The sequence below is a fragment of the Streptomyces sp. NPDC093510 genome (genome assembly GCF_040683555.1).
Taxonomy (GTDB): Bacteria; Actinomycetota; Actinomycetes; order Streptomycetales; family Streptomycetaceae; genus Streptomyces.
The window spans coordinates 17,427-40,011 of sequence record NZ_JBFBEE010000046.1; the positions used below are offsets into that span (position 1 = coordinate 17,427).

Consider the following 22,585-nt stretch of genomic DNA (forward strand, 5'->3'; position numbering starts at 1 on the left):
CTTCGCCGCTGACGTGTCGGTGACCGGTATCGACGCGCCGCGCGAGGCCCGGCTGACCCCCGCAGCAGATCCGGATGAGACCCCCGACTACCCTTCCCTGCCGGCGCGGATTCGGGACGCGCTACGCGACTTCCACATCACCCTGGACCTGTTGCAGACCGGCGAGCATGACGAAGACACCAGCGACGCCGACATCGACGAGTTCTTCCTCGACGGCCAGCCCGTCCGCCTGATCAAACTGAAGCCGCGCACCTGACCCGTTTACGAAGCTCCGCACCGATCCCGCCCGCGCCACCCAACTCCTGCGCGCTCCAATCGTCCTGACGAACCTCGAAGCCCAGCGCTGACGGATGATCTTCTCCACTGGCTGCCGCCCACGACCAGCGTGAACACCTGAGAAACAGTCATACCAGCCTTTCGGCCTGCGGCTTCAGGCTGGCGAAGGCTCACTGGTGGGCTGCTGGCCGTTGTCCTACGGCTGGGGGAGAGTCGAGCGCCGGTCATCTCCGGGTTGCGTCCGCACGGGAAGGTCGGGCAGCTCTTCGGCCTGGCGGCCCATCAGGTAGACATGGTTGTGCGTGCGCTGTACCTCGTGGATGAGGCTGAAGCCCTGGGTTTCGTAGTAGCGGACGAGGCCAGGGAACATGCAGCCCCTTCGTACCCATGCCCGGCCCTGGCGGGCCGCGCGGTCCACCGCCCACAGGGCGAGGAGTGCGCCGGGGCGGTGTGCGCGGTCTGCCGGGTCCGTCACGGTGGTGTACAGGTAGTCGGCGGGCTCCGCGAGTTCCTGCTCCGTCCACCCCCACGGCGGGGTCTCCTGCTGGACCGTGGTGCATCCGATGATCCGGTCCGAAGTCTCCTCGGTGAGGAGCCACATCGTTCCGTCGGTGTTCTCGGCCTGCCCGGCCACGTCGTCTGCGCTCTCCCGCCACGAGGGCATCTGCCGCTCTTCCAGCCATGCGGAGCGGGCCAGGACGAGGGTGCGGACGGCAGGAATGTCGGCGGCCGTGGCCGGACGGACGAGGTGCATCCGGGGTCCTCCTTGAAGGCGCTGGGTTCGGCCTGTCTACAGGAACGCTGCGGCGGCCAGGTGGAGGTCGACGACTTCGAGGAGCTGGGCGTCGCCGTCTTCACGGTACGGGCCCGAGTCGAGTTGCCGCAGTCCTGCGCGGAGGCCGTCGGGATCGATCAGCCCCTCCTCGAAGAGGGGTGACCCGTCCTTGAGCATCACGTCGAACAAGGGGCGGGCCTCGGTGGTCAGTGCGTGCTGGACGACTTCAGCGAAGGACTCCCGGGTGCGGGACTGTGTGACATCGGGTCCGAGTCCGAGGGCGGCGAGGCGGCGGCGTTGGAGCTGTTTCAACTCGCGCCAGTCGTAGGGCAGCCACTCGCCGAGCTGGATCATGTCGGGGTCGGCGAAGGGGTGGACGGGCCAGATCCCGGCGCGCAGGAGAACCGGGGCGGTCGTCTCCAGGGACAGCAGGGTCATGGAGTTCACGCGGGCGGGCGGGGCGATGGCGTCGTCGGCAAACTCCAGGGCGGCGCGGGCCCGTGCGCCGATCCAGGGCAGGGCGTCGCTGATTTCGCCCATCGGCTTGTGCGGGTACTCCTGCTGAGACAGGGCCACCATCTCGTCACCTCCGAGGCCGGTGACGACGGTGCGGGCCCCATGGTGGGCGATCAGTTCTGTCATGTGCCTGAAGGGGTGGTGCAGCGGCTCTTCGTACGGGCTGATCCGTGCCCCGCCACGGCGGACGCAGCCGGGAGCGAGTACGCCGGTTTCGGCGGCGTCCACGATGAGGTCGGTGTCGGCGAAGCGCACCACGTCGCGTATCTGTGATCGGCGGCGTAACTGGGACGCACGGCCGGGTCCTGCGATGAGGAGGGTAGAGGTCGCGTACCGACCGGGGAGGCGCTCGGCGGCCCTGCTGGCGACGGTGCCGGAGTCGAAGCCGCCGGTGAGGTGGAAGACCGTGGTGCCTGGATCCAGCGGACGGGCGTCCAGCGCGTTGTCCATTGCGGTTACGAACGCGCCTAGGACATCGGCGTCGTCGGCGAGTTCGCGAGGGCCGCTGTGCAGGGCAGGCTCGGGGTACTGCAGGTGGAGGTGGCCGCCAAAGTGCGCGGTGGCGCGTTCGGTGACGCGGTGGATGCCCTGGAAGACGGTCTCCTGGCTGTAGCGGGGGCGGTAGATGAGCAGGCGGGCGACCTCGCGTGGGTTCAGCGTGCGGGCGTACGGGGCGAGGTCGGCCATGTCCCAGGACCCGAGCAGCGTCGTGCCGTCGTGCGCGACGTACAGCGGGGTGATGCCGCACGGCCCGGCGCTGACCCGCGCGGGCACACCGGGGGCGGTCTCGACCAGGACGTAGTCCAGCGGCCACGTCGTGGCTGCGGTACGGGCGGTGTCGAAGTCGGCCGGGGTGAGCGTGCGCGGTTCGGGCAGGGCGGCGGGCCGCCCGGAGGCACGTTCCCGGACGATGACCAGGGCCCGGGTGTTGTCGGTAAACGCGAGGTGCTCAAGCATCGGGTGAGCCAACGGGGTGACCTCGCTTTGGCCGTCGGCGGTGCGGTAGAGGCCAGCGACGGTGTCCCAGGTCCATGCAGCGTTCGCGTACGGGGTCAGACGCAGCTTGATCATGTGAGCCTTCCGAAGAGGGCTGGTGGGTGTGCCGAGGGCGCACCCACCAGGCGAACGGGGCGGATCAGGTGGCGGTGGTGTCGTACGTCTTCGCGCCGTCGGACGACCCGGAGGTCTTCTTGTACTCGTGGCACTCGCCGGGGGTCTGGACTCGGCGGTTCGCCTTCGTCGTGAACAGGCGCTCCGCGGGGGTGGTGCGCTTCGCAGGCGGCATGAGGTCGTCCATGGGGTGCCCCTTCTGTTCGTCGTACTTGCGGTCTCGGCGAGGCTTCGCCGGAGTTCATGGGGCGAGTGGTGACGCCGAGCGCCTGCGCCGGGCCAGTCGCTCGGCGCCACCATCCGCGGTTCACTGGTCGGTGAGGCGGGAGCGGGGCGGGCCTGTTGAGGCGTGCCCGCCCCTGTATCTCTCGGGCCAGTGGTTGTACGACGTGGCTAGCCTCCTCTCGGGCAGCTGCCTCGAGCCGGCAGGGCGGCAGCAGCGCGCCACCGCCCTGCCGGCTCGGAGGCCACCCGCGCCGACACGAGTGGCCCGCTCCGACCTGTCGGTGAAAGGCTCCGGGACCCGACGACCGCGCTCTACCGAGAACCGGAACCGCGCTGGGGCAACCACCTTTTTCCAAGCCCGAGTTCGGGGCTGGCCATGTTCAGTCAAGCGTCGGGTTCGGCAGGCACCGCATCCACTCGGGCGAGATGACCGGTGAGGACTGGACGCGACTCGCCCGGGAAGTCCCAGGGACCGCGGCGGCTCCACTGGCCATCAGGACTCCCGTGAGCTTGACTATGGCCGAGCTCCCCGAGCAGGCGCGCACCCTGGTAGCTGAGCGAAAGATCCAACTGCTCGCGGTCGATGGCATCCAGGACATGCAAGAAGCCCGAGAAACGCAACGACCTCCGGAAGAGAGGTCGAAGACGTCGCGCGAGGCCTGGAGACGCTAGCGCGGGACTCGACATCCCCGTGCTCGCCACATCGCATTGCAACCGGAGCCCGGAGCATCGGTGGGACAAGCACCCGATGCTGGATGACCTGCGTGAGTCTGGTGCCACCACGTTCTCGGCGGACGTAATCGTACTGCTGCGTCGTGAGGATGCGTACGCCCCGGAGTGCCCCCGTGCAGGTGAAGCGGACCTGATCGTGGCCAAGCATCGGCAGGGACGCCCTGGAACGGTGGTGCTCGCGTTCCAGGGCACTACGGGCGCTTCACGTGCTTCGCGCCTTCCTGATGTGGTGCGGCTGTCCCCCCGGCAGACGGGGACAGATGCGGTCCGGTTCATCAGCGACTCCACAAGCGCCGAAGGGCTCTTCTGCGATGTCCCTCCAGCGTGCGCAGACGCGATGTTGGATGAGAGGTACCGATGTGGAACGCGCGTGGTACCGATGGCGCACCGGGGCCCGTAATCTGCTATCGAGCCGCCCGGAAGGGATGTCAGAGATGGTCGCCGTGGAGCAGTGGACCGGCCGCGAGGCTGTGCTGCTGCAGTCCGCGATGCGTCTGTCGGTGCGCCGCTTCGCCGAGCATCTGGGCATCGCCCCGCGGACCGTCACGAAGTGGCGGGCGCAGGGTGCCGCGCTGGTGTGCGTGCCGGAGATGCAGCAGATCCTCGACGCGGCGCTCGCCACCTGCACCCCGGAGGAACGCGACGCCTTCCACGAGCGTCTCGCCGCGCAGACCGCTCGGAAGACCGATGGGGTTCCCGCGCAGCATCCGGACGTGCACCAGGTCGTTCCGGGCGCGGTGGGCGACCCGTTCGCGGTGGTGTCGCACAAGTTCCTGCCCGTGTACGTCGGGGGGCCCTCGGCTGCCCTCTGGCCGCGGGCGCAGCCCGCCCCGGCAGGGCCCGGCGGTCTCGAGCGGCGCACCCTGACCATCGATCACCCCACGTCCGAGTCCGCGACGTTGTACCTGTACGCGTGCGGCATCGCGATGCTCCACCTCGAACAGCACCGCCGGCCCGCGACCATCACCGACCTCGCCGTGTGGCGCTACCGCACCTACCTCGACGACCGGTCCTGGACCGGGCAGCTCCTGGCCCGTCTCTTGGACGGCGTGCTGCCCGCCGGGGCGGTGTGCCCGGAGCCCGGCTACGTGCTGTCCATATACGAACTCGGCGCGCACTTCTGGCCGCTCGCTCACCTGCCGACCGCCATGCAGTTGCTCGCGACGCCGTCGGTGCTCGTCGACCGCCGCAACCCGGCCAACATCCACGGCCTGCCGCCGGATACCGAGGCGTCGATGCTCGCCTCGCGCTGGGAGCACCCCGACGCCGTGGAGTTCTCCGGCGCCGTGTCCATGGGGCTGGCCAGTTGGTCTGGGGTCGCCTACCACCCGCTGCCCGCCGAGCGTGCTCTGTCGACCGCCGAGGTACTTGACCTGGAGGCGGACGTGCAAGCTCTGTGGGCGCTCTCCACGCACGTCCAAGCACTGCTGGAGTCGGGTCAAGATCCAGTCATGCCTGGGAAGTACGGGCGCGGCTACCTCGCTGCCGCGTACTCTCGACTCACGCAGTCCGGGCCGACCGAGACGGTGCAGCACCGCCTGATGCGCAAGGCGATCCTGGCGACCAGCGAGCTGCCCGAACGCCTCGCCGCCGCCCGGGATGCGCTGCGTCCCTGACCGCCCCGCAGGAAGGCAGGCCCCCGGTGGACCCTCGCACCACACCGCTCTTCGTCATCGACGTGCAGAACGGCTTCGTGAACGACCGCAGCCGCCACGTGGTGCCAGTGATCGCCGACCTGGTGTCCTGCTGGGAGAGGGCAGGCGGCCCGGTGCTGTTCTCCCGCTACATCAACCATCCCGACAGCCCGTTCGTGCGGCTGCTGGACTGGACGGCGCTGCAGGAGGCCCCGGAGACCGACCTGGTGCCCGAGCTCACCGCGGCCGCCGCGCGGGCCACCGCGGTCATCGACAAGGGCACCTATGGGGCGTTCCCCCGGATCGTCATCGACGACTTCCGCGACAACGGTTGGGAGGAAGTGGTGCTGTGCGGCATCGCCACCGACTCCTGCGTCCTGAAGACCGCCGCCGACGCCTTCGAGGCCGACATCACCCCGTGGATCGTCACCGACGCGTGCGCCTCGGAAGCCGGCCCCGATGTCCACCAGGCCGGGCTCACCGTGGCCCGCCGCATGATCGGCGCCCGGCAGCTCATCACCACACTGGACATCCAGGAATTTGTGCCCGTCCCCGCTGAGAGGACGTGCGCATGAGCGCCTCCAGCAGCGATCTGATCGTGGTCGGGGCGGGCCCGGCCGGCGTCGCCGCGACCGTGATGGCCGCCAGCCTCGGCATGCGCGTCCACCTCATCGAACGCGATCGGGTCGGTGGGAAGCTCCACCACATCGGTGCTCTGAACAATGTGCCCGGCAACTGGTCGACCGGCCCCGACCTCGCGGCCGCGCTCACCGCGGACCTCGACCGGATCGCCCCCACGCGGTTGCTGCGCCGCACCGCCGCCAGCGCCACGGCGGTGTCCGCCGACGACGAGCACACCCGCGTGCGCCTGGCCGACGGCACCGAGCACACCGCGGCGGCCGCCATCATCGCGACCGGCGTCACCACCCTCTCCCCCGCCGACATTCCCTGGATCACCGCGCCCGACGGATTCTGGCCCGATCCGCTGTGGCGCACCGGGCCCGACCAGATGAGCGGTGTGACGTGGGTGCTCGGCGCGGACCGGCCGCTGGGAACCTGGCTGCGCGCCCACCCGGACGTCGCCCGCACCATCAGCGTCCTGTGCCCGCAGGAAGACGACTACAAGGCCTCCGAGGTCGCCGACGACCCCCGGGTGAACCTCGTGCAGTGCGCCGCCGTCGCTATTGCCCCTGCTCCCACCGGCGGCTGGACCCTTGAGGTCGACGAACGCGGTGGCAAGCGGCGGCAGTACATCGCCGGCACCGTCCTTGGAAACCTCGGTAACCGGCCCGCCACCCTCGAAGGCCTCGCCCAGACCGCGGACGAGTACTGTCCGCCCGACGAGCAGCACCCGCGCATCTGGACCGCCGGAGACCTGCGCTCCGCACGCTTCCAACGGATCGCCACCGCCCAGGGCTCTGGCGCCGAGGCCGTGCTCGCCTGCTACTACGACACCGCGCTCGTCCGCACCTGAGTGCACAGGGGTCCGGGCCGCCGCAACGAGACCTACAGGACCGACATCGTCCGTCCTCGTCCGCGGAAGGAGAATCTGGGGCCTAGTCGAACAGGCTCTCCTGTACTGGGCCTGTCGGCAGGAAGTGCTCCTCCACGGGCGAGGACGCTTCCCCGCGAGGTCTTCGACCTGGCGGAGGGTTGCCCCGGTGTTCCGTAACGACTTCAAACTTCTGGACACCTGGGCTCCTCCCCGCGATCCGGAGCCGCTGCCCGTTCCGCTCTCGGTATTCGGGGGGGGCGCCGCGACAGGCTGATCGGCAAGGAGCGTCTGCTGTCCTGGCAAGCGTTCACCACACGCTTCCGCGGACTCGAGATGTACGAGGGCGACCACTTCTACTGTGGCCATGCCGTCATCCTGCCGGAGGAGCCCGGGGCGGCACCACGTTTCCGCCATCGAATCCGTCGCGTGGACACGCCCCGCCCGTGATCTGCGGGTTGATGAGGTCATAGGCCGGTGAGGGCCTGCGCCAACTCATCGACGAGCGCGATGAGTCGATCGCGTTTGGCTCCGTGACGGCCCCGGCGGAACCCCCGTCGGCGGCCGGCGTAGGCGGCCTGGACCGCACTGAGCTGCGCCCATCGCCGTGCGCGCTCCCGATCGAGTTCGGCAGCGCTGGTGAAGGCGTCGAGGGTGCGGTCGATCCCAGTGGCCAGGTCTCCCTGCTCGGCAAGGACGACCGACCGGGACTTGGTCAGTGTGCCGCAGTCGTACGCCCGGTCGCCGACCCAGCCCTTCGGGTCGACGGCCAGCCAGGGCTCTCGGGTGCCCACCAGAATGTTCCGCGCGTTCAGGTCGCCGTGGATGAGGGTGTCCGGCTGGTGGTGCGCGAGCTCGCGCACCGTCGCGATCGCGGCCTGCACCGTCCGGGAGGGCAGGGCATCGGGGAAGTCCTGGGCCCCGCGGCGCAGTTGCTCCTCCCACCCGGTGGCCTGATCTTGGAGCCGGGGCAGTCCGGCGGGCGCGGGGACGGTGAGGCGGCGGCTGACGCTCCCTGCGATCGCCGCCACCTCGTCGCCCTGCGCGGCCTGGGCCAGCGTCGTGGGGTGCGCCCGCCCCAGGTCGAGAGTGCGTCCGGCTCGAAGCGGTTCTCGGGGTGAGGGAAGGACACCTTGAGCACGGCAGGCTCGGTCGTCTTGCGCGACACCGGGACGACGATCCCGACGCCCCCGTACATGAGGTCACCGTCCGGCGTGCAGTCCCAGCGCTCGGCCAGCTCCCCCACCGTGGCCGGGAGGGCGGAGAGCCATGCCGAGCCGGCCGGGCCTTCGCGGTCCACGGTGACGCGCACGAACGCCTCCGGAAGAATGATCACCTGTGCCCCGCCCGGCCGGGGTGCGCGGTGCCGTGCCCGTGCACGGCTCCTGCCGGTCGGCGGGTCACCGTCGTGCCGGCCAATCCTGCTCCAGGAAGCTCCGGAGCTCCGGGGTGGTTGGCGGGAGCTGGTCCAGGGCGCGCACCCACTGGTGGCGATCGTGCTCGGACAAGGTGACCGGGCCGGGCTTCTCCGGTGTGCAGGCGAAGACGAACTGGCGGCTGGTGCGGCCGCGGGCGTTGGTGTAGTCGAAGTGGCCCGCGTAGCGGTCGATGGTGATGGTGAGGCCGGTCTCCTCCATGATCTCGCGCGAGAGGGCGTCGATGATCGACTCGCCTCGCTCGAGCCGGCCGGCCGGGGTCTCCCAGGTGCCGCCGAGGTAGTCGTCCGGGTTGCGCCGGACGACCAGGAGGCGCTCGTCGTGCACGATCAGGCCGCCGACGACGAGGGTGTGGATGCCGTCCCGGTGGGCCTGGTCCTCGAGCTCGGCGGCGAGACCGCGCAGGGCGGCGTAGCGGGCGAGCGGGCTCATCGGTCGGTCCCCGAGGTCCTTTGGGTCGATGAACGCCAGTGCGCGGCCTTCGGTGAGGGTCAGGGTGTCGGGGTCGCCGTCCCAGGTGCCGCGGAAGACGTAGGTGAGGTGCCCGTCGTCGGCGGTGTGGGTGAACAGGTGCGAGAGGGGCACGGCGGCTTCGTTGAGGCCGATCTCTTCGTGGACCTCGCGCACGATGGTGCCGCGCGGTCCGGCATCGGCGGCTTCTGGTTTGCCGCCGTTGGGTGACCAGGTGTCCGGCCAGCAAGTTCCCGGGCTGTCGTCGCGCAGATGCATCAGCAGATGCCCGCTCCGGTTGCCGATCAGGGCCAAGGTGCCGTAGCTGTACGGCGGTTGGCGTGGCGTGATGAGCTCCAGGACGCGTTCGGTGTCCTGGCGTGTGGTCGGGTGCAGCGGGATCCGGTCGAAGTCGCCACGCGGGATGAAGGCGAGCTCGCGGCCTTCGGTGAGGGTCAGGGTGTCGGGGTCGCCGTCCCAGACGCCGTGGAAGACGTGCCGGGGGTAGCCGTCGGTGCGGGTGGAGAACAGGTGCGTCAGCCGGACGTTCTCCAGACCGGTTTCCTCACGCAGCTCCCGGCACGCGGTGGCGTGCGGGTCGTAGTCGCCGGGCTCGGCGCCACCGCTCATCGGCGCCCAGGTCCCCGGCGCCCAGATGCCCGGCTTGTCATCGCGCAGGTGCATCAGCACCCTGGTCGCGGCCGGGTCCGTGAGCACGACGAGGGCACAGTACGGGTCCTCGTCCGCCGGGCGGTCCTCGCGCGGCAGGCCCAGGCTCGACAGAACCCGGGCACGCAGGACAGGGTCACCGAGTTCCGAAGGCGAGCGCCACTGCGCCGCGCCGACCTCTTCGGCCTGCAGGGTCAGGTCGACCGGTCCGCGGACACGGAACATGAAGCGGACGTCGTAGTGCACGTGGACGGGCTCGTTCTTGTCCGGCCGTGCCGCGATCGTGTGGACATCGATGTGCACGGGCGTGCCCTCGCCGAACACTTCCAGCTCGGTGACGCCCGTCTCCTCGGCGATCTCGCGCCGCACGGCCTGCCCCAGCGTGCGGTCCGCGTCCTCCAGGTGTCCCCCGGGCTGGATCCAGCGGCCGGAGGCGAGATGGTGGATGAGTAGAACGTCGTCAGCGTCGTTGATGACGACGCCCGAGGTCGTGACGTGACCGTCGAACTCCCGCCTGCCAGTCACGTCGGCGCCGGCGGCGAGACGGTCCAGGAGGGGCTGGAGCAGCAACTGTTCGTCGGGATGCCCGCGCAGGTAGCCGGCGACGAGGTCCTGGAGGTGCGAGGCAGAAATGGTCATAGCTCTCCTGGTGACCTCGTACACGGCGCAGCTACACAACGGCGCTGCGCAGGGCGGCGCGTTCGAACGTAGCGGCCGATGTGCGGGCGCGGGCACGGAACGCAGGGCAAGATCGGGCACATCGGCCTGTCGAAGGTCACCCCGGACGACATTCGCACCGTGACCAAGGGACTCACCGTCGCGGCCGTGCAGAACGTCCTCAACATCAGCGATCCTTACGACCCGGCCCTGGAACTGTGCCGAGACCTCGACATCCCGTATGTGCCGTACCGACCCTTCGACGCCGGAGCCCTGACCCGCACACATGGAGTCCTCGCCCCTCTGTTCTGGCTCCTGAACCTCGGCAGTCACGTCGCCCCCATCCCGAGCACGAGCCAGCCGCAGCACCTCGAAGAGATCGTTGCTGCTGCAGCAGGCGATGACTGATGCCGACGATCACAGCACCCGTACCCCTCCCTGCGAGGAAGACAGCCCCGTACGAGGACTGGCGACCTCCGATCATCGGAGTTTCCGTACTCGTCCCGGTTGGCGCGGACGCACTGGTCGTCGTCGACCTCCTCGGCGGCATCATGATCCCCACGGGATCTGTGCACGACGACCAGACCCCACAGCAGGCCGCCCAGGACGTTCTTCGCGGAGCCCCGAAGGGTCTCCCTCTTCGGCGCCGCGTCGCCCTGGCCTGGGTGCAGGCACGCCGCAGGAAGGTCATCACGCACGTACTGGCGACGGAGCCGATGACCCGCGAGGACATCGGACAGCTCCTGTACATCGACCCGCGGGCTGACGTACGCGTACTGCCCACCATGCGGGTCATCGACGAGCTTCCGACACCAGGACGGTTACGGGTGCTGGTCGGTTTGCAGGCCCGTCATCACCGCTCGCCTGCACACGCCGAAGACCCGCAAGCACACCCGGTACTGGCAGCCGGACGGCGACACGACCACCGCCGCGGTGATGGCCCACTCGACGGCACCCGCGTAGTCGGCGCAACCCGGTGGCAGGAGGAGAGGACCAGCACCTTGAGCCCGATCCTCCACCAGACCGCGGCGAGGGTCGCAGCCTCCCTCAGCAGAAGCATGACGGGCGCGGCCACATCCATGGCCGGGAGCGCAGTGACCGCACTACTCTCCGACCTAGTCGGCGCCCTCACTACCGCGCAACACTAGGCTGGAACGCTCGACGACCTCACCGATGCAGTCACCGCGTTCTGCCGTGTGCGCACCCCGACGTTCATCTCGTTGTCTCAGGAGTCGCTGTAGCGGGCGATGAACTCCCGCTCTGTCGTGCTGAGGCGCCTCGGGCGACCCGTGTCGAGGTCGTAGGCGGCGATAGTGGTCGTGCCCTTGGCGTACAGCCGGTCAGCGTCCCGAATCTCGTACGCGAGCTCGAAGGACACCGCTCGGCTACCGGTCACCCAGACGTGCACGTCCACAGGGTCTTCCCGGTAGTGCAGCGGAACTTTGAAGTCGATGCTGGCACGGCTCACAACGAACGCATTGTGGCGACGCCCCTCCTCGTCACCGGTCAGTACACCCTGGAACATCCTTGTCCGCGCCTCCTCCATGTACCTCAGGTACATGGAGTTGTTGACATGTCCGTACGCGTCGGCGTCAGCCCAGCGCAGCGGGCAGGGGTAGGTGTACCTATGCACGGGATGGTTTTCCTTTGCTGGTGCGGAGCTGCGGCGGGCCGGAGCCATACCCGTCCGCCGCAGTGCCGGGGGCGGGAGAACTTCTGCCCGACTTCACTCTGGGGGTTCAACGGATCACGCTCGGCCTCGGTAGCTCCGCCTCAATTTCGTGGAGCAGCGCCACCCATTCGCTCGCCTCGTCGAGGTACTGGGCGATGGTCGCGTGAACATCTTCCGGTTTCGCCGGCAGGGCCGCTCGGAGTACAGACTTCACCTCTGCTCTGACCTGTTCATCCAGAGCGGACCAGGAAAGCCGGGCAAGCACCGTGAGGGGGGCGACCTCAGTGACTCCCCAGCGGCCGGGAGCCTCCTCGACGGCCCAGATGACGTTGCGCGTCGAGGGCGCGAGAGTCAATTGCGCGGCCGGCCCCATCATGCGGCTGACCGCGGGCAAGGGGATACCGTCCTCGCCGGCCGTGGCGGCGGCCCACTCCGGCCCGGCAACCAAGCGGCGGCTCGCATGGAGGCCTTCGGCTCGCATTCGATTGGCTTCGGCAATGCGGTCCTGCGCTCGTTCTTTCTCCTGCGCGGTGTTGTGCGTCTGAACTGCCCAGGCATCACGGATACCGCCCAGAGCATCGTGCGTGGCGTCTTCCTTTACCTCAGCACCGGCTTCGACCCACGTCATGACCACAAAGCGGCAGTCCGGCATGATCGCGGGGTACGCGACGTGGCTGACGATTTCGATCGTCCGGTAGTCGAGCGTCGGTACGGTGGCGAGGAATACATGTCCGTCGCGATGCTCCACGAAGTCGATGTCCGAGTCCCAGATGCGGCGGACCTCGGGATTCTTCTTGACGTCTGCGATCAGTTCCTGCAGGTCGGGGTCAGCGCCGTGGGTGCTCTCCGCAAAGCGGAGCATCCGCACGAAGACCGTGGCGTGCTTGTGCCAGTCGTGATAAGTCGCGCGCCCTTCCGCAGTGGTCAGCGCCCACCTGATCAAGTTCGCCTTTGGCTCCAATACCCATGGCCAGGTCTCGGCCATCGCAGTGTTGTACGCGAGGATGTTCCAGTTCCGGTCGCTGAGGTACGTCGGGCTGGGCATCTGCTGATCGATGAGCAAGCGCAGTGCTGGGCCTACCTCGGGCTGCCCTTCGGCGGACCGCAGATAGGTGCCGATGTTGTGGAGCAACAGCGCGCGGCGGTCTTCGGGGTCGAGCTGCAGGAGCTCAACCAGCGCGTCGCACTGCTCCTGGGTGAAGCGCGGTGTGGCGCCCGATTCGATGCCGCGCAGCTTGCGCTCGCTGATCCCCAGGGTGCGGGCGGCGCGAGGCTGCGTGATCCCGGCGGCTTTCCTCCACCGCTTGAGCATCGCGCCGAAGCCCATGAACTGGCCGGCGGGCGCGGGGCGCGCGGACATGAGTCCCGTCTTAACAGCACCGGTGTCGTTCGCGTCGAGGGGTTGTTGTGCGCTCGCGTCGGAGGCCTCCTCTCCCGCAGCGCCGTTGCCGGCGGGCTGGTGCGGTTCCTTCGCGACCATTGAGTTCCTCCCTCATCCTTTCGGACTGGAGACGCGCCTGATTCTGGGCATGAAAATGGGGGACAGCGCGATAGCTGGCCCCCCTATCGTCTCCCCGCTCACGACCATACGCAAAGATTCGGCCGGTCTTGACCACGTGTGGCCTCGCCCACATACCACCCGGAACACATGGTTTATTTATGAACGGAACCCGATGGCATTGCATAGACGTTCACTGTCGAATCGGGCATCTCGGGAACCGATTCATGATCACTCCGCGAAACCGGCAAAAGTTTGCCGGTTTTCGTTCAGCCCTCCCAAGGCCGGTCTAGACCAGGCCGAACCATCGGCCGCACGACACTGCGGATCACTTCATTCCGCTTACGCCGCAAGCGACTTACGGTGCCGTAGGCGATTCGGGAGCGTCGCGCCAGCTACCCGATCTATGTGCGCAAATCGGGCAAAAGATCATCGTTGACGCACCTCATGCAGCTTGGCTTAAATCCTCCTGACCAGCCGGTTCAACACGTTGTGGCATGAGGCGCAGGGGGACGCAATGCAGATCATCTCCGGGACCCTCGGGGCGATCCGACGACTGCCTGCGCCACGGACCACAGCCTCGATCGGCAGGCGCCGGTGCCGGCGCCCGCCCTCCGCGACTTGTACCGCGGCCTTTAGCTAAGTCTGGATCTTGTGGCGGCACCCGCATATGTTCGTCGTCCCTTGCCGGGCCTACCGCCCGGTGTCTGACGCCAGAAGGAGCGGCATGCGGTTCACGCGAGCCAACCGAGCCAGGTAGCCCGGAAAACAGCGGCGGCGCCCGGGAGGTGCAACTCCCGGACGCCGACCGCCAAATGGAACTCCTGCCCGTGCAAGGGCCGGAGGTTTACCCACCTTCACCGCACCGGGCCAATTTCCAAACACACCCCGGAGCGGCTTTCACTTCAGAGGAGAGTGTTGCATGCGCGCTGCCCTGCGCAAAAGGCCGGACCGCCCGGCCGGCGCGGCAGGCTGCCCCCTGTCCACCGCCCGCGACCGCATGCCGGTCGAGCAGGACCCACGCCGGCATCGCGTCGGAGGTAGCGCCTGATGGCACGCATCCGCACGATCAAGCCCGAGGCGTTCGAGTCGGAGGACCTGGCCTCGGTCAGCCTCACCGCTGAGCGGACCTTCTTCGGGCTCCTGACCCAGGCCGACGACTCCGGCAGACACCGCGACCACCCTGCCATCATCGCCGGCCGGCTGTGGGCCCTGCGTCCGGAACACACCGCCACCCACGTCGCCCGCGACCTGGACGAGCTGGCCTCTGCCGGGCTGGTGTGCCGCTATACAGGATGTGACGGTCGAACCTGGCTGCACATCGTGACCTGGGACCAGCACCAAAAGATCAACAAGGCGACCGCTTCCCGCCTCCCGCGCTGCCCTAGCCACCAGGCCCGACAGCACTGCGGCAAGTGCCAGGACGTTGCCTGCCCCAGCACGCGAGCAGAGGCATCCCCCTCGGCGGCACTGGCTCCCCCCGGAGAACTCCCGGAGGGCTCCCGGAGTCCGCAGGGAGGGCTTCCCAGCCCCGCCACCCGCGCCACCGGCACCCCGGAGCATGCTCTGGAGGCCGAGACGGCGACTGTCGTCACTGCTTCGGACACTGACTCGAAGTCAGGGGGTAAAACCGCAGGTCAAACAGCGCTACCAGAGGACTCCCGGACGACTACGGGAGGACTACTGGAGGAGTCACGCCCTGGATCTAGGATCTTGGATCCTGGATCTTCCCTTACGGGGCGCAAGGCGCCCGCGCCCGACGCCTCCTCGGCGAACATCTCGGCCAAGCAGCTGGTGGCCGAGTACGTCCGGGGCTGCAACCGGCGCCCACCGGAGGACTTCCTCGGCCATCTGGGCCGGAAGATCAACGTCCTGCTCGACGAGCGGTTCGAGGCCGACAACATCCGCGCCGCGCTCGACAAGCTGCGGGCCAAGGGGCTCAACCCCAGCGTCCTGCCGAGCCTGGTGAACGAGGTCGTCAACGCGATACCCCAGTCGCCCGCCGCGCTGTCGTCCGCCTCCGGCGCGGGGCCCTGGGCCAGCACCGGCAGCTCGTACACGCCGTATCTCAATCCCACCGCCGAGCCGACGACGTTTGGAGGCCACCTGTGACCCGCGCCCGCTACGCCGACCCGCAGCCCGCGATCTCCGAGCGGCTGCGTGAGCGCCTAGAGGCCAAACTCGCCGAGCGCGGCCTGGACCTGGACCGCCCCCTGCCGGACACCCCCGAGCCAATCCCGGCCCTGGAAGCCGCCCAGGCACGCATCCCGGTCGACTACCGCGCCGCCGTGCCCGAGCACCCGGACGTCGCCGCATGGGTGCAGGCCATCGCCGACAACGCCGTGGCGCCGAACGCCAAGGGCGTCAATCCGCACTACGGCACCGCCGGGCGCAGGCAGATCACGCACGGGCCCAGCCTGCTGCTGTGGGGCTCCACCGGCGCCGGCAAGACACACCAGGCGTTCGGCGCGATCCGCGCCCTGACCGCCGCCGGATGCGGGGTGCACTGGCACGCCACCACCGCCGCCGACCTGTACGCCGAGCTGCGTCCGCGCGCCGGCGTGGACCCCGAGCACATGCTGCGGCGGATCATGCGGATCCCGGTGCTGCTGCTCGACGACCTCGGCGCGGCCAAGCCGAGCGAGTGGACCGAGGAGATCACCTTCCGGCTGGTCAACTGGCGCTGCCAGAACCGGCTGCCGACGATCTTCACCAGCAACATGCCGCCCGTGCGCACCGACCAGATGCCCGCGCGCCAGGCGGTGCTGCGCGACAAGCTCGGCGACCGGGTCCTCTCCCGCCTGTCCGGCATGTGCACCGCCGTCGAGTTCACCGGCCCTGACCGCCGCTTCCAGCGCCGCTGACCCGCATCTGCGCCACCGATCCCGCCGTGCGGCCTGTCCGCCGCACCCTGTCCCGCCTCGCCGCACACCGCCGCACCGCGGTGCTGCCCGGCCCGCCTTACCGCGAGGCGACCTCGGAGACTTCCTTGCGCTACAAGACCACGAACGACTCCCCCGCACCGGACCTGCGGGGAATTGCCGACCACAGCTGGCACACCAGGGGTGCATGCCACGGCATGGATCCGGGCCGCGCCGACACGCTGTTCTTCCACACGCCCCGGGACCACCAGGCCGTCGCCGAGGCGAAGCGGACCTGTGCCACCTGCCCGGTGAAGAAGGACTGCTTCAACTACGCGATCGACAACCAGGTCCGCTACGGCATCTGGGGCGGCCTGACCGACAAGGAGCGCCAGCCCTGGCTGGCCAACCTGAGCAAGCGCCTGGATTACGAGCGCGTACGCGCCGCCTTCCAGGGCCGGGACGTCCACTTGAGCACCGCAGAGCGCAGCACCGTCATCCACCACGCCTACGTGCGCGGCTGGAGCCCGGAGCGTGTGGCCTACCTGTTGAGTGCCGACCTGGACTGGATCCGCGACCTCATGCGCGAGGCCGCCCACGTCATTGAGGACCGGGACCGTTACTGGGGCCTCGACGAAGCGGACGACGCCGGCGGCGAGCGCCCGAAGGACGACGAGATCACCACGTCGGACGGCCCTCGTCGGCTGCAGACTCACGCCCTGATCGCCTCGCTCGGAAAGGCCGCATGACCCACCCCACCGCTGCACACCCGGCCGTCGCGCCCGTTGGGTTCTGGGACCGCCTCGCCATCATGGTCCTGGGCCTGGCCGGATGCGCTCTGAGCTACGACGCCCTGCAGCAGATGGCCGTCGCCATCCACGTCCGCGGACTCCTCACCTACCTCTTCCCGCTCGTGGTCGACGGCTTCATCGCCTACGGAGTGCGCGCCCTGCTGGTCCTCTCCGAGGCCCCGCTGCGTGCCCGCCTCTACGTCTGGGTGCTCTTCGGCACCGCCACCGCCGCGAGTATCTGGGCGAACGCCCTGCACGCGGTCCGCCTCAACCAGCAGACCACCCACTCCGGTCTGCGCCTGAGCGACACCGTCGTCGCGATCCTCTCCACCCTCGCCCCGCTCGCCCTGGCCGGGGCGGTCCACCTTTACATCCTCATCACCCGCTACCACCCGGCGGACCCCACGGCGGTCCGGCTCGAGGAGAAGCGCCCCGCGGACCACGAGCACGGACCGGCCGAGGGAGCCGGTCCGGCGAGCGCGGGCCAGGGCGCCCCGGCGGACCAGATGCCGGACCGCGAGCACCCGCGGACCACCGACGACTCCGCGCGGACCACGGACCAACCGGCCGACTCCACCCCCGCGGACCACGACGCCACGGCTCCGGACCAGCAGACCAACCCGGCACCGGACCACGACACGGACCACGACGCTCCTGCCGCGGACCAGCCAGCAGATCAACCCGCGGACCAGCAGATCAGCGCTGGTCCGCAGGCCGACAGCGAGGGGCGGACCAGCAACGGCGCAGGTCAAGCGGCACCCAGCGCGCACGGTCCGGCGGACCACGTGTGGGTGGACCACGAGCACGGGCCGGCCGAGGGAGCCGGTCCGGCGAGCGCGGGCCAGGGCGCCCCGGCGGACCAGATGCCGGACCGCGAGCACCCGCAGACCACCGACGACTCCGCGCGGACCACGGACCAACCGGCCGACTCCACCCCCGCGGACCGCGACACCACGGCTCCGGACCAGCAGACCAACCCGGCACCGGACCACGACACGGACCACGACGCTCCTGCCGCGGACCAGCCAGCAGACCAACCGGCGGGCCCAGGCGAGGGCGGTTCCTCTGGCGGACCGCAGGGGGCGCGGACCACGAGCCACGACGCCCTGGCGCCGGGCCCTCGGACCAAGCCCGTGGACCAGGACGAAGTCCCGTGGGAAGCGAAGGTCGCGGTCGCGCGCAAAGCCGCCCTCGCAGAAGGCCGGATGACCCGCCGGGCCATCCGACCGCACCTGCGCAACGCCAACATCACCGTCAGCAACGAGCTGTTCAGCGACCTGCAGGCCGCCCTGTACGCGGACCCGGCACTTGCCCACCTGCCCCGCGATACAAGGAGAGCCCGATGAGGACCTGCGCGCGCTTCGAGCGCCTCAAGAGCGGCTACGAGCGGGACATCACGTACCTGCGCAACCACTCCCGGCGCAGCGCGGGCACCACGGCGGCCAAGACGAGCGCGACGAACGCTCTCGCTGTGAAGTCCCGCATGGCCAAAGCTCTCGGCCGGCACTTCGAGCGCTGCCCGATATGCGGGTGACCGATGCCATAACCGCAGGTCAAACCCGCTAACCGCTGCGGTGGCCCGGCCTGATGCCAGGCCACCGCCCCCACCCTGAAAGGCCCGCCATCCGCTCCCGCAACTCCCGTACATCGGTCCCGACCGCAGCCGAAGCGAGCGCCTGGGCCGAGGTTCTGGTCCGCCGCCGCCTCCTGCACGCCGCAGTCCTGGCCCCGAACGGGCAGTGGCTCGTGCAGAGCGCGCCCGAGGCGCCCGTCCGCGTCCTGGACGGAGCCGCCGCCATGGTCGATCTCGCCGCCCAGATCCAGCACCACACCCGCACCACGAGGAACCACACCCGATGACGCACTCGCACGAACCCCAGCCCCACACCCGCAGCGAGCAGGCCACCAACTCGCCCTTGTGGGGAGCAAGTTATCCGCCAAGACCGTCTTCCCCGTCGGGGAAGACGGCCTCGGCAAAGCCCGCCCCGGGGGTGGCGGGCCCGGACCAGCACCAGGGGGCGCAGGTCCGGGAGGCAGCGACCGAGGGCGGATCGCAGCCGGGGAAGCAGTCACCGCGCCGCAAGCGCCGCGCTCCGAAGAAGAACACGCGCAAGCGCTCGCCGAAGACCGGCGCCGATAAGCGCGTTCATGTCATCTACGTCCGCCTCAATGACAGCGAGAAGACTGCGCTCTCCGCTGCCGCGACCGCTGCCCGTACGAGCCTGCCCGCCTTCCTCGCCCGCAGTGGTCTCGCTGCCGCGCACGATCTCGACAACACCGCCGCGGCCATAGCCGGACGCCGAGAGACAGTCTCCGAGCTGTTCGCCGCCCGCCGCCACCTCCATCAGGTCGGCAACAACCTCAACCAAGTTGCCCGCGCCATCAACTCCGGTGCCTGGCCGGCCGAACTCGACGCCGTCCTCACCGCCACCCAGCGGGCAGTCCAGCGCGTCCAGGACGCCACCGACCAGCTCCTCCAGCAGAACTGAGAACGAGACCGGCATGATCCCCAGGATCCAGAAGCGCGGGAAGCGCACCATCGGCCTCCTGTACTACCTGTACGGGCCGGGCCAATTCGAGGAGCACATCGATCCGCATCTGGTGGCCTCCTGGGACGAGTGTGCTCCTGATCCCGGCCGCGACCCGAACGCCACCCTCAAGCAGCTCCAGCACCTGCTCGACCAGCCCGTCGAGAACGTCGACAAGGCCGAGCAGCCGAAGAAGCACGTGTGGCACCTGTCCGTGCGCAACGGCGCCGATGACCGCATCCTGACGGATGAGGAATGGGGCGACATCGCACGCCGTATGGTCGCTGCCGCCGGCATCGACGACCCGGAGGAAGAATCGGGCTGCCGCTGGGCGGCCGTCCGCCACGCTGACGATCACATCCACATCGTTGCCACCCTCGTGCGCGAGGACGGCTACAAGCCCGACCTCGACTTCGACGCCGCCCGCGTTCAGGCCGAAGCCCGCGAGCTGGAAGTCGAGTTGGGGCTGCGTCGCCTCAACAAGGGAGATGGCACCGCTGCCAAACGCCCTACCAGCGCCGAACGCCACAAGGCCGAACGCCGAGGCCGAGAGCGGACCGCGCGCGAGGAACTGCGCGAGACTGTGCGCCGCGCGGTCGCCGGCGCCGCAAGCGAAGCGGAGTTCTTCGGCCGCCTGTCCGCCGCCGGCCTCCTGCTCCGCCAGCGCGTCGCGCCCTCCGGTGATCTGCTCGGCTACACGGTCGCGCTGCCCGACGACCACAACAAGGACGGCGAGCCGGTGTTCTATCCCGGCTCGAAACTCGCCCCCGACCTCTCCTTGCCCCGCATCCGCGAGCGCTGGTCCACCAGCGCCGCCGGCCACAGCCGCGATACCGCCACTGACCGCACCTCCGGATCGGCGCGCATCAGCCCGTCGTCCGCACGGCGCCGGGCAACGACGGCGATCTGGCAGGCCATGGTGGTCCTCGACCAGGGCACCGACGGGCAGATCGCCGCGCAGATTGCCGCCGCCGGTGAGGTCCTCGACGCGCTCGCCAAGACCTCGGCCGCCCATACCCGCCGTGAACTACGTGACGCTGCCTGGGCATTCGAGCGGGCCTCCCGTTCCCACGTGCGCGCCGAGCGGGGCCACGACCGTGCCCTACGCCAAGCCGCCCGCGACCTCATTAACGGAGGTCCCGTACTGGGGCGCGGAGAGGACGGCGCCACCACCGCCATGGTGATCGACATGGTTGCCTTCCTGGTCATCGCCGCAGCCCACTGGCACGGCCGCAAGAACCACGCCCAGCAGGCCGCTGCCGCCCGCGAGGCCGCCGAACACCTGCGCGCGGCCTACCAGTCCGCCGCCCAGCATCCGATGGCCGTGCTGCGCCACCGTGGCCGTCGCCTCTCCCAACCGCTGCAACGCCGCCAGGTGGCCCACCTGCGGCAGGCGGTTCCGGAGCTGGCTGAGCAGATCCTCGCCGAGCCCGGCTGGCACGCGCTCGCCGCCACCCTCGCCGACGTCGAGGCCGCCGGCCACGAACCCGCCACCCTGCTCGCCGAGGCCATCGCACGCCGCGAACTCGACACCGCCGAGTCAGTAAGCGACGTCCTGGTCTGGCGGCTGCGTCGCCTGGCCGATCTGCCCGCCGATGCCTCCGCCGTGCCTGAGCCGGGCACCACCACGCCGCAGCGCGCCGGGCGGCCGAAGCGGCCCTCCCCCAGGGACAACAACCGGCCCAGGAGGGCAAGGTGATTACTGAATCCGCAAGTTGCAGCAGGTCAGCGGCCTGGGGCACTCTCCGTGTGCCGATCAACGACGAAGAGGTGGACAGATGTTTCGACGACGTGCTGACCGCGAGTTCCGTGACGCCCAGCTCGCCGGCCAGGCTCTGCTGGAGGCACAGGCGACCTGGGCAGCGCCCGACTTCGTCAGCCCGGCCGCCGAGCCGACGCCGACCGCGCAGGACGGCACGGGCATCGAGGAGGTGCCCGACTTCCTGCCGCCGGACCTTCGCGTGCCCTCACGCCACGAAGTCGAGGGACTGATGATGCGCTGGGAGCAGCCGCTCGTCGTCGATGGCGAGGTTCGTGAGTGCCCGCAGTGCGGCGCGTACCGGGACTGGATCGTCTTCAGCATGCGCGACGACACGATCTGGCTGCGCTGCCGCGCCGGCCACAACACTGCCGAGCCACGTCTGGACCCGGCCTGGTACAACCGCAACTCCGGTCCTGTGGACCACTTTCACCCCACTCTGGACGACGGCCTGCGCCACCTGGGCCACTGACCACCCGTAACCCCTCCCGCCGGCAGCGGATCTCGTGTCGGCCCCAGTCAAACGTCCGCTCCACACCAAGGGGTTCACTTGCGTCACCACACCACGGCCGCCCTCGTCCTGACTGCACTCGCTCTGACCGCCTGCTCCGCCGACCCCTCCGGCACCGCACCGACGGCCCCCTCTTCGCCCCGCGGTGGACACGACGCCGCCGACGCCAAGCCGCTGTCCTCGACCGCACTGAGCAAGCGGCTCCTGACCGAGAAGGACCTGGGCCAGGGCTATGTACGCCAGGCCGAGGGCACTCAGCACAACGACGACGTCACGGTGATCGGCTGCCCCGCCCTCGACAAGCTCGGCGGGGACGGGGCGACCCGGCAGAGCCTCGACTTCCCGAACGAGGCGAAGGTCGCGTTCACCTACAGCGGCGGCGGCGACTCCGAGGTGAGCGAGGAGCTGTACAGCGCCACCGCGCAGAAGCTGTCCGACGGCGTCGGCCGTATCTTCGACGCAATGGCTTCTTGCCCGAAGTACCAGGTGATCTCGGGCAGCACCACCATCGACATGACCACTCAAACCGCGACCGCTCCCGACCTCGGCGACGATCAGTGGAGCCAGCTGCTCACCTACTCTGTCGGCGGGCAGCGTAGTGCCGTCAAGCAGACGGCGATCCGCACGGGGAACATCGTCGTAGTCGTCTCTGGCTCACCAGCGCTCGTCAGCACCCATCTAGAGAAGGCCCTCGCCAAGGCCCGCTCCCGTGGCTGAGTCGTCCGCCCCTGGAGACCGTTCGAAGGAAGGACCATCCCAAATGTGCTCTGCACGCGGCTACTCCTCAACGCCCGATGCACCGCCTCCCCTTTGGCTGGGCAGCGGAACGGCACTGCTGTTTGGCCTGTTCACCTCATCGTTCACCGGCAACGCCCAGTGGTGGCTGGTGGGCGTTGTCGGGGGAGCGAGCGTGGGCCTCATCGCGTTCGGCACCCAGCTCATCCTTCGGCACGCTGACGTGAATTAGGACGGGCACTGTCGTACAGGCGATGT

General features: G+C 69.5%; 24 protein-coding genes and 1 pseudogene. 18 read left to right on the forward strand and 7 right to left on the reverse strand.

All coding sequences use genetic code 11. From position 1 onward, the window contains the following. Nucleotides 1–19: 19 nt before the first annotated feature. Nucleotides 20–256, forward strand: a complete 237-nt coding sequence (locus tag AB0N81_RS40655) for a hypothetical protein (RefSeq protein ID WP_365367749.1) — start codon at nt 20–22, stop codon at nt 254–256. A 216-nt stretch (nt 257–472) separates the two neighbouring features. On the opposite strand, the gene AB0N81_RS40660 is transcribed toward AB0N81_RS40655, so the two are convergent. The 3 genes from AB0N81_RS40660 to AB0N81_RS40670 form a co-directional block, all read right to left on the reverse strand. Beyond that, nucleotides 473–1,030, reverse strand: coding sequence for a GNAT family N-acetyltransferase (locus AB0N81_RS40660; protein WP_365367751.1), 558 nt, complete (start codon nt 1,028–1,030; stop codon nt 473–475). Between the two features lie 36 nt (nt 1,031–1,066). Beyond that, nucleotides 1,067–2,638: an asparagine synthase-related protein gene (locus AB0N81_RS40665; RefSeq protein WP_365367753.1), complete on the reverse strand. Its 1,572-nt coding sequence runs from the start codon at nt 2,636–2,638 to the stop codon at nt 1,067–1,069. Between the two features lie 64 nt (nt 2,639–2,702). Further along, on the reverse strand, nt 2,703–2,864 hold the full coding sequence (locus tag AB0N81_RS40670; RefSeq protein WP_365367755.1) for a hypothetical protein: 162 nt from the start codon (nt 2,862–2,864) through the stop codon (nt 2,703–2,705). Between the two features lie 371 nt (nt 2,865–3,235). Between AB0N81_RS40670 and AB0N81_RS40675 the strand changes: the two genes are divergently transcribed. The 5 genes from AB0N81_RS40675 to AB0N81_RS40695 are packed head-to-tail and all read left to right on the forward strand — an operon-like array spanning nt 3,236 to nt 6,742. Beyond that, nucleotides 3,236–3,574, forward strand: coding sequence for a DnaB-like helicase C-terminal domain-containing protein (locus AB0N81_RS40675; protein WP_365367802.1), 339 nt, complete (start codon nt 3,236–3,238; stop codon nt 3,572–3,574). Beyond that, nucleotides 3,486–4,034, forward strand: a complete 549-nt coding sequence (locus tag AB0N81_RS40680) for a DnaB-like helicase C-terminal domain-containing protein (RefSeq protein WP_365367757.1) — start codon at nt 3,486–3,488, stop codon at nt 4,032–4,034. Before AB0N81_RS40675 ends, AB0N81_RS40680 begins: the two co-directional genes overlap by 89 nt. Before the next feature lie 34 nt (nt 4,035–4,068). After that, nucleotides 4,069–5,250, forward strand: a complete 1,182-nt coding sequence (locus AB0N81_RS40685) for an XRE family transcriptional regulator (RefSeq protein ID WP_365367759.1) — start codon at nt 4,069–4,071, stop codon at nt 5,248–5,250. 26 nt (nt 5,251–5,276) lie between these two features. Next, a complete protein-coding gene (locus tag AB0N81_RS40690) occupies nt 5,277–5,843 on the forward strand; it encodes an isochorismatase family cysteine hydrolase (RefSeq protein ID WP_365367761.1) in 567 nt (188 codons plus the stop codon). Next, a complete protein-coding gene (locus AB0N81_RS40695) occupies nt 5,840–6,742 on the forward strand; it encodes an FAD-dependent oxidoreductase (protein WP_365367763.1) in 903 nt (300 codons plus the stop codon). The genes AB0N81_RS40690 and AB0N81_RS40695 overlap by 4 nt, the downstream gene beginning before the upstream one ends. A gap of 485 nt (nt 6,743–7,227) precedes the next feature. Here AB0N81_RS40695 and AB0N81_RS40700 read toward each other — a convergent pair whose 3' ends face one another. After that, nucleotides 7,228–7,791 carry an aminoglycoside phosphotransferase family protein gene (locus AB0N81_RS40700; RefSeq protein ID WP_365367765.1) on the reverse strand — a complete coding sequence of 188 codons (564 nt, stop codon included), beginning with the start codon at nt 7,789–7,791 and terminating at the stop codon, nt 7,228–7,230. Nucleotides 7,792–8,160: 369 nt separating this feature from the next. Continuing rightward, nucleotides 8,161–9,954: an NUDIX domain-containing protein gene (locus AB0N81_RS40705; protein WP_365367767.1), complete on the reverse strand. Its 1,794-nt coding sequence runs from the start codon at nt 9,952–9,954 to the stop codon at nt 8,161–8,163. A 78-nt stretch (nt 9,955–10,032) separates the two neighbouring features. Between AB0N81_RS40705 and AB0N81_RS40710 the strand changes: the two genes are divergently transcribed. Both AB0N81_RS40710 and AB0N81_RS40715 read left to right on the forward strand, forming a co-directional pair. Further along, entirely contained in the window at nt 10,033–10,380 is a 348-nt protein-coding gene (locus AB0N81_RS40710) for an aldo/keto reductase (RefSeq protein WP_365367769.1), read from the forward strand. Continuing rightward, complete coding sequence (locus tag AB0N81_RS40715) at nt 10,380–11,120, forward strand: hypothetical protein (RefSeq protein ID WP_365367771.1); 741 nt, start codon at nt 10,380–10,382, stop codon at nt 11,118–11,120. The genes AB0N81_RS40710 and AB0N81_RS40715 overlap by 1 nt, the downstream gene beginning before the upstream one ends. Nucleotides 11,121–11,197: 77 nt before the next feature. On the opposite strand, the gene AB0N81_RS40720 is transcribed toward AB0N81_RS40715, so the two are convergent. Beyond that, the gene (locus AB0N81_RS40720; RefSeq protein WP_365367773.1) at nt 11,198–11,605 is read right to left on the reverse strand and encodes a thioesterase family protein; all 408 of its coding nucleotides are present in this window, start codon (nt 11,603–11,605) and stop codon (nt 11,198–11,200) included. A gap of 106 nt (nt 11,606–11,711) precedes the next feature. Then, nucleotides 11,712–13,124 carry a helix-turn-helix transcriptional regulator gene (locus AB0N81_RS40725; RefSeq protein WP_365367775.1) on the reverse strand — a complete coding sequence of 471 codons (1,413 nt, stop codon included), beginning with the start codon at nt 13,122–13,124 and terminating at the stop codon, nt 11,712–11,714. 1,731 nt (nt 13,125–14,855) lie between these two features. Between AB0N81_RS40725 and AB0N81_RS40730 the strand changes: the two genes are divergently transcribed. The 10 genes and pseudogenes from AB0N81_RS40730 (at nt 14,856) to AB0N81_RS40775 (ending at nt 22,309) form a co-directional block, all read left to right on the forward strand. After that, nucleotides 14,856–15,254, forward strand: a complete 399-nt coding sequence (locus AB0N81_RS40730; RefSeq protein WP_365367777.1) for a hypothetical protein — start codon at nt 14,856–14,858, stop codon at nt 15,252–15,254. Beyond that, a complete protein-coding gene (locus tag AB0N81_RS40735; RefSeq protein ID WP_365367779.1) occupies nt 15,251–16,006 on the forward strand; it encodes an ATP-binding protein in 756 nt (251 codons plus the stop codon). The genes AB0N81_RS40730 and AB0N81_RS40735 overlap by 4 nt, the downstream gene beginning before the upstream one ends. A gap of 26 nt (nt 16,007–16,032) precedes the next feature. Next, nucleotides 16,033–16,752, forward strand: a complete 720-nt coding sequence (locus AB0N81_RS40740; RefSeq protein ID WP_365367781.1) for a WhiB family transcriptional regulator — start codon at nt 16,033–16,035, stop codon at nt 16,750–16,752. Between the two features lie 62 nt (nt 16,753–16,814). Beyond that, nucleotides 16,815–17,180: pseudogene (locus AB0N81_RS40745) on the forward strand (DUF2637 domain-containing protein); the annotation flags it as partial. Nucleotides 17,181–18,136: 956 nt separating this feature from the next. Then, nucleotides 18,137–18,328 carry a hypothetical protein gene (locus tag AB0N81_RS40750; protein ID WP_365367783.1) on the forward strand — a complete coding sequence of 64 codons (192 nt, stop codon included), beginning with the start codon at nt 18,137–18,139 and terminating at the stop codon, nt 18,326–18,328. Between the two features lie 53 nt (nt 18,329–18,381). Continuing rightward, on the forward strand, nt 18,382–18,654 hold the full coding sequence (locus tag AB0N81_RS40755; RefSeq protein ID WP_365367785.1) for a hypothetical protein: 273 nt from the start codon (nt 18,382–18,384) through the stop codon (nt 18,652–18,654). Beyond that, the gene (mobC, locus tag AB0N81_RS40760) at nt 18,651–19,283 is read left to right on the forward strand and encodes a plasmid mobilization relaxosome protein MobC (RefSeq protein ID WP_365367787.1); all 633 of its coding nucleotides are present in this window, start codon (nt 18,651–18,653) and stop codon (nt 19,281–19,283) included. Before AB0N81_RS40755 ends, mobC begins: the two co-directional genes overlap by 4 nt. Before the next feature lie 13 nt (nt 19,284–19,296). Next, complete coding sequence (locus tag AB0N81_RS40765) at nt 19,297–21,021, forward strand: mobilization protein (RefSeq protein WP_365367789.1); 1,725 nt, start codon at nt 19,297–19,299, stop codon at nt 21,019–21,021. Nucleotides 21,022–21,100: 79 nt separating this feature from the next. After that, nucleotides 21,101–21,553 (forward strand): hypothetical protein, encoded by a 453-nt coding sequence (locus AB0N81_RS40770; protein WP_365367791.1) that lies wholly within the window; start codon nt 21,101–21,103, stop codon nt 21,551–21,553. Nucleotides 21,554–21,631: 78 nt separating this feature from the next. Beyond that, nucleotides 21,632–22,309, forward strand: coding sequence for a hypothetical protein (locus AB0N81_RS40775; RefSeq protein ID WP_125515923.1), 678 nt, complete (start codon nt 21,632–21,634; stop codon nt 22,307–22,309). The last annotated feature ends 276 nt before the right edge of the window (nt 22,310–22,585 follow it).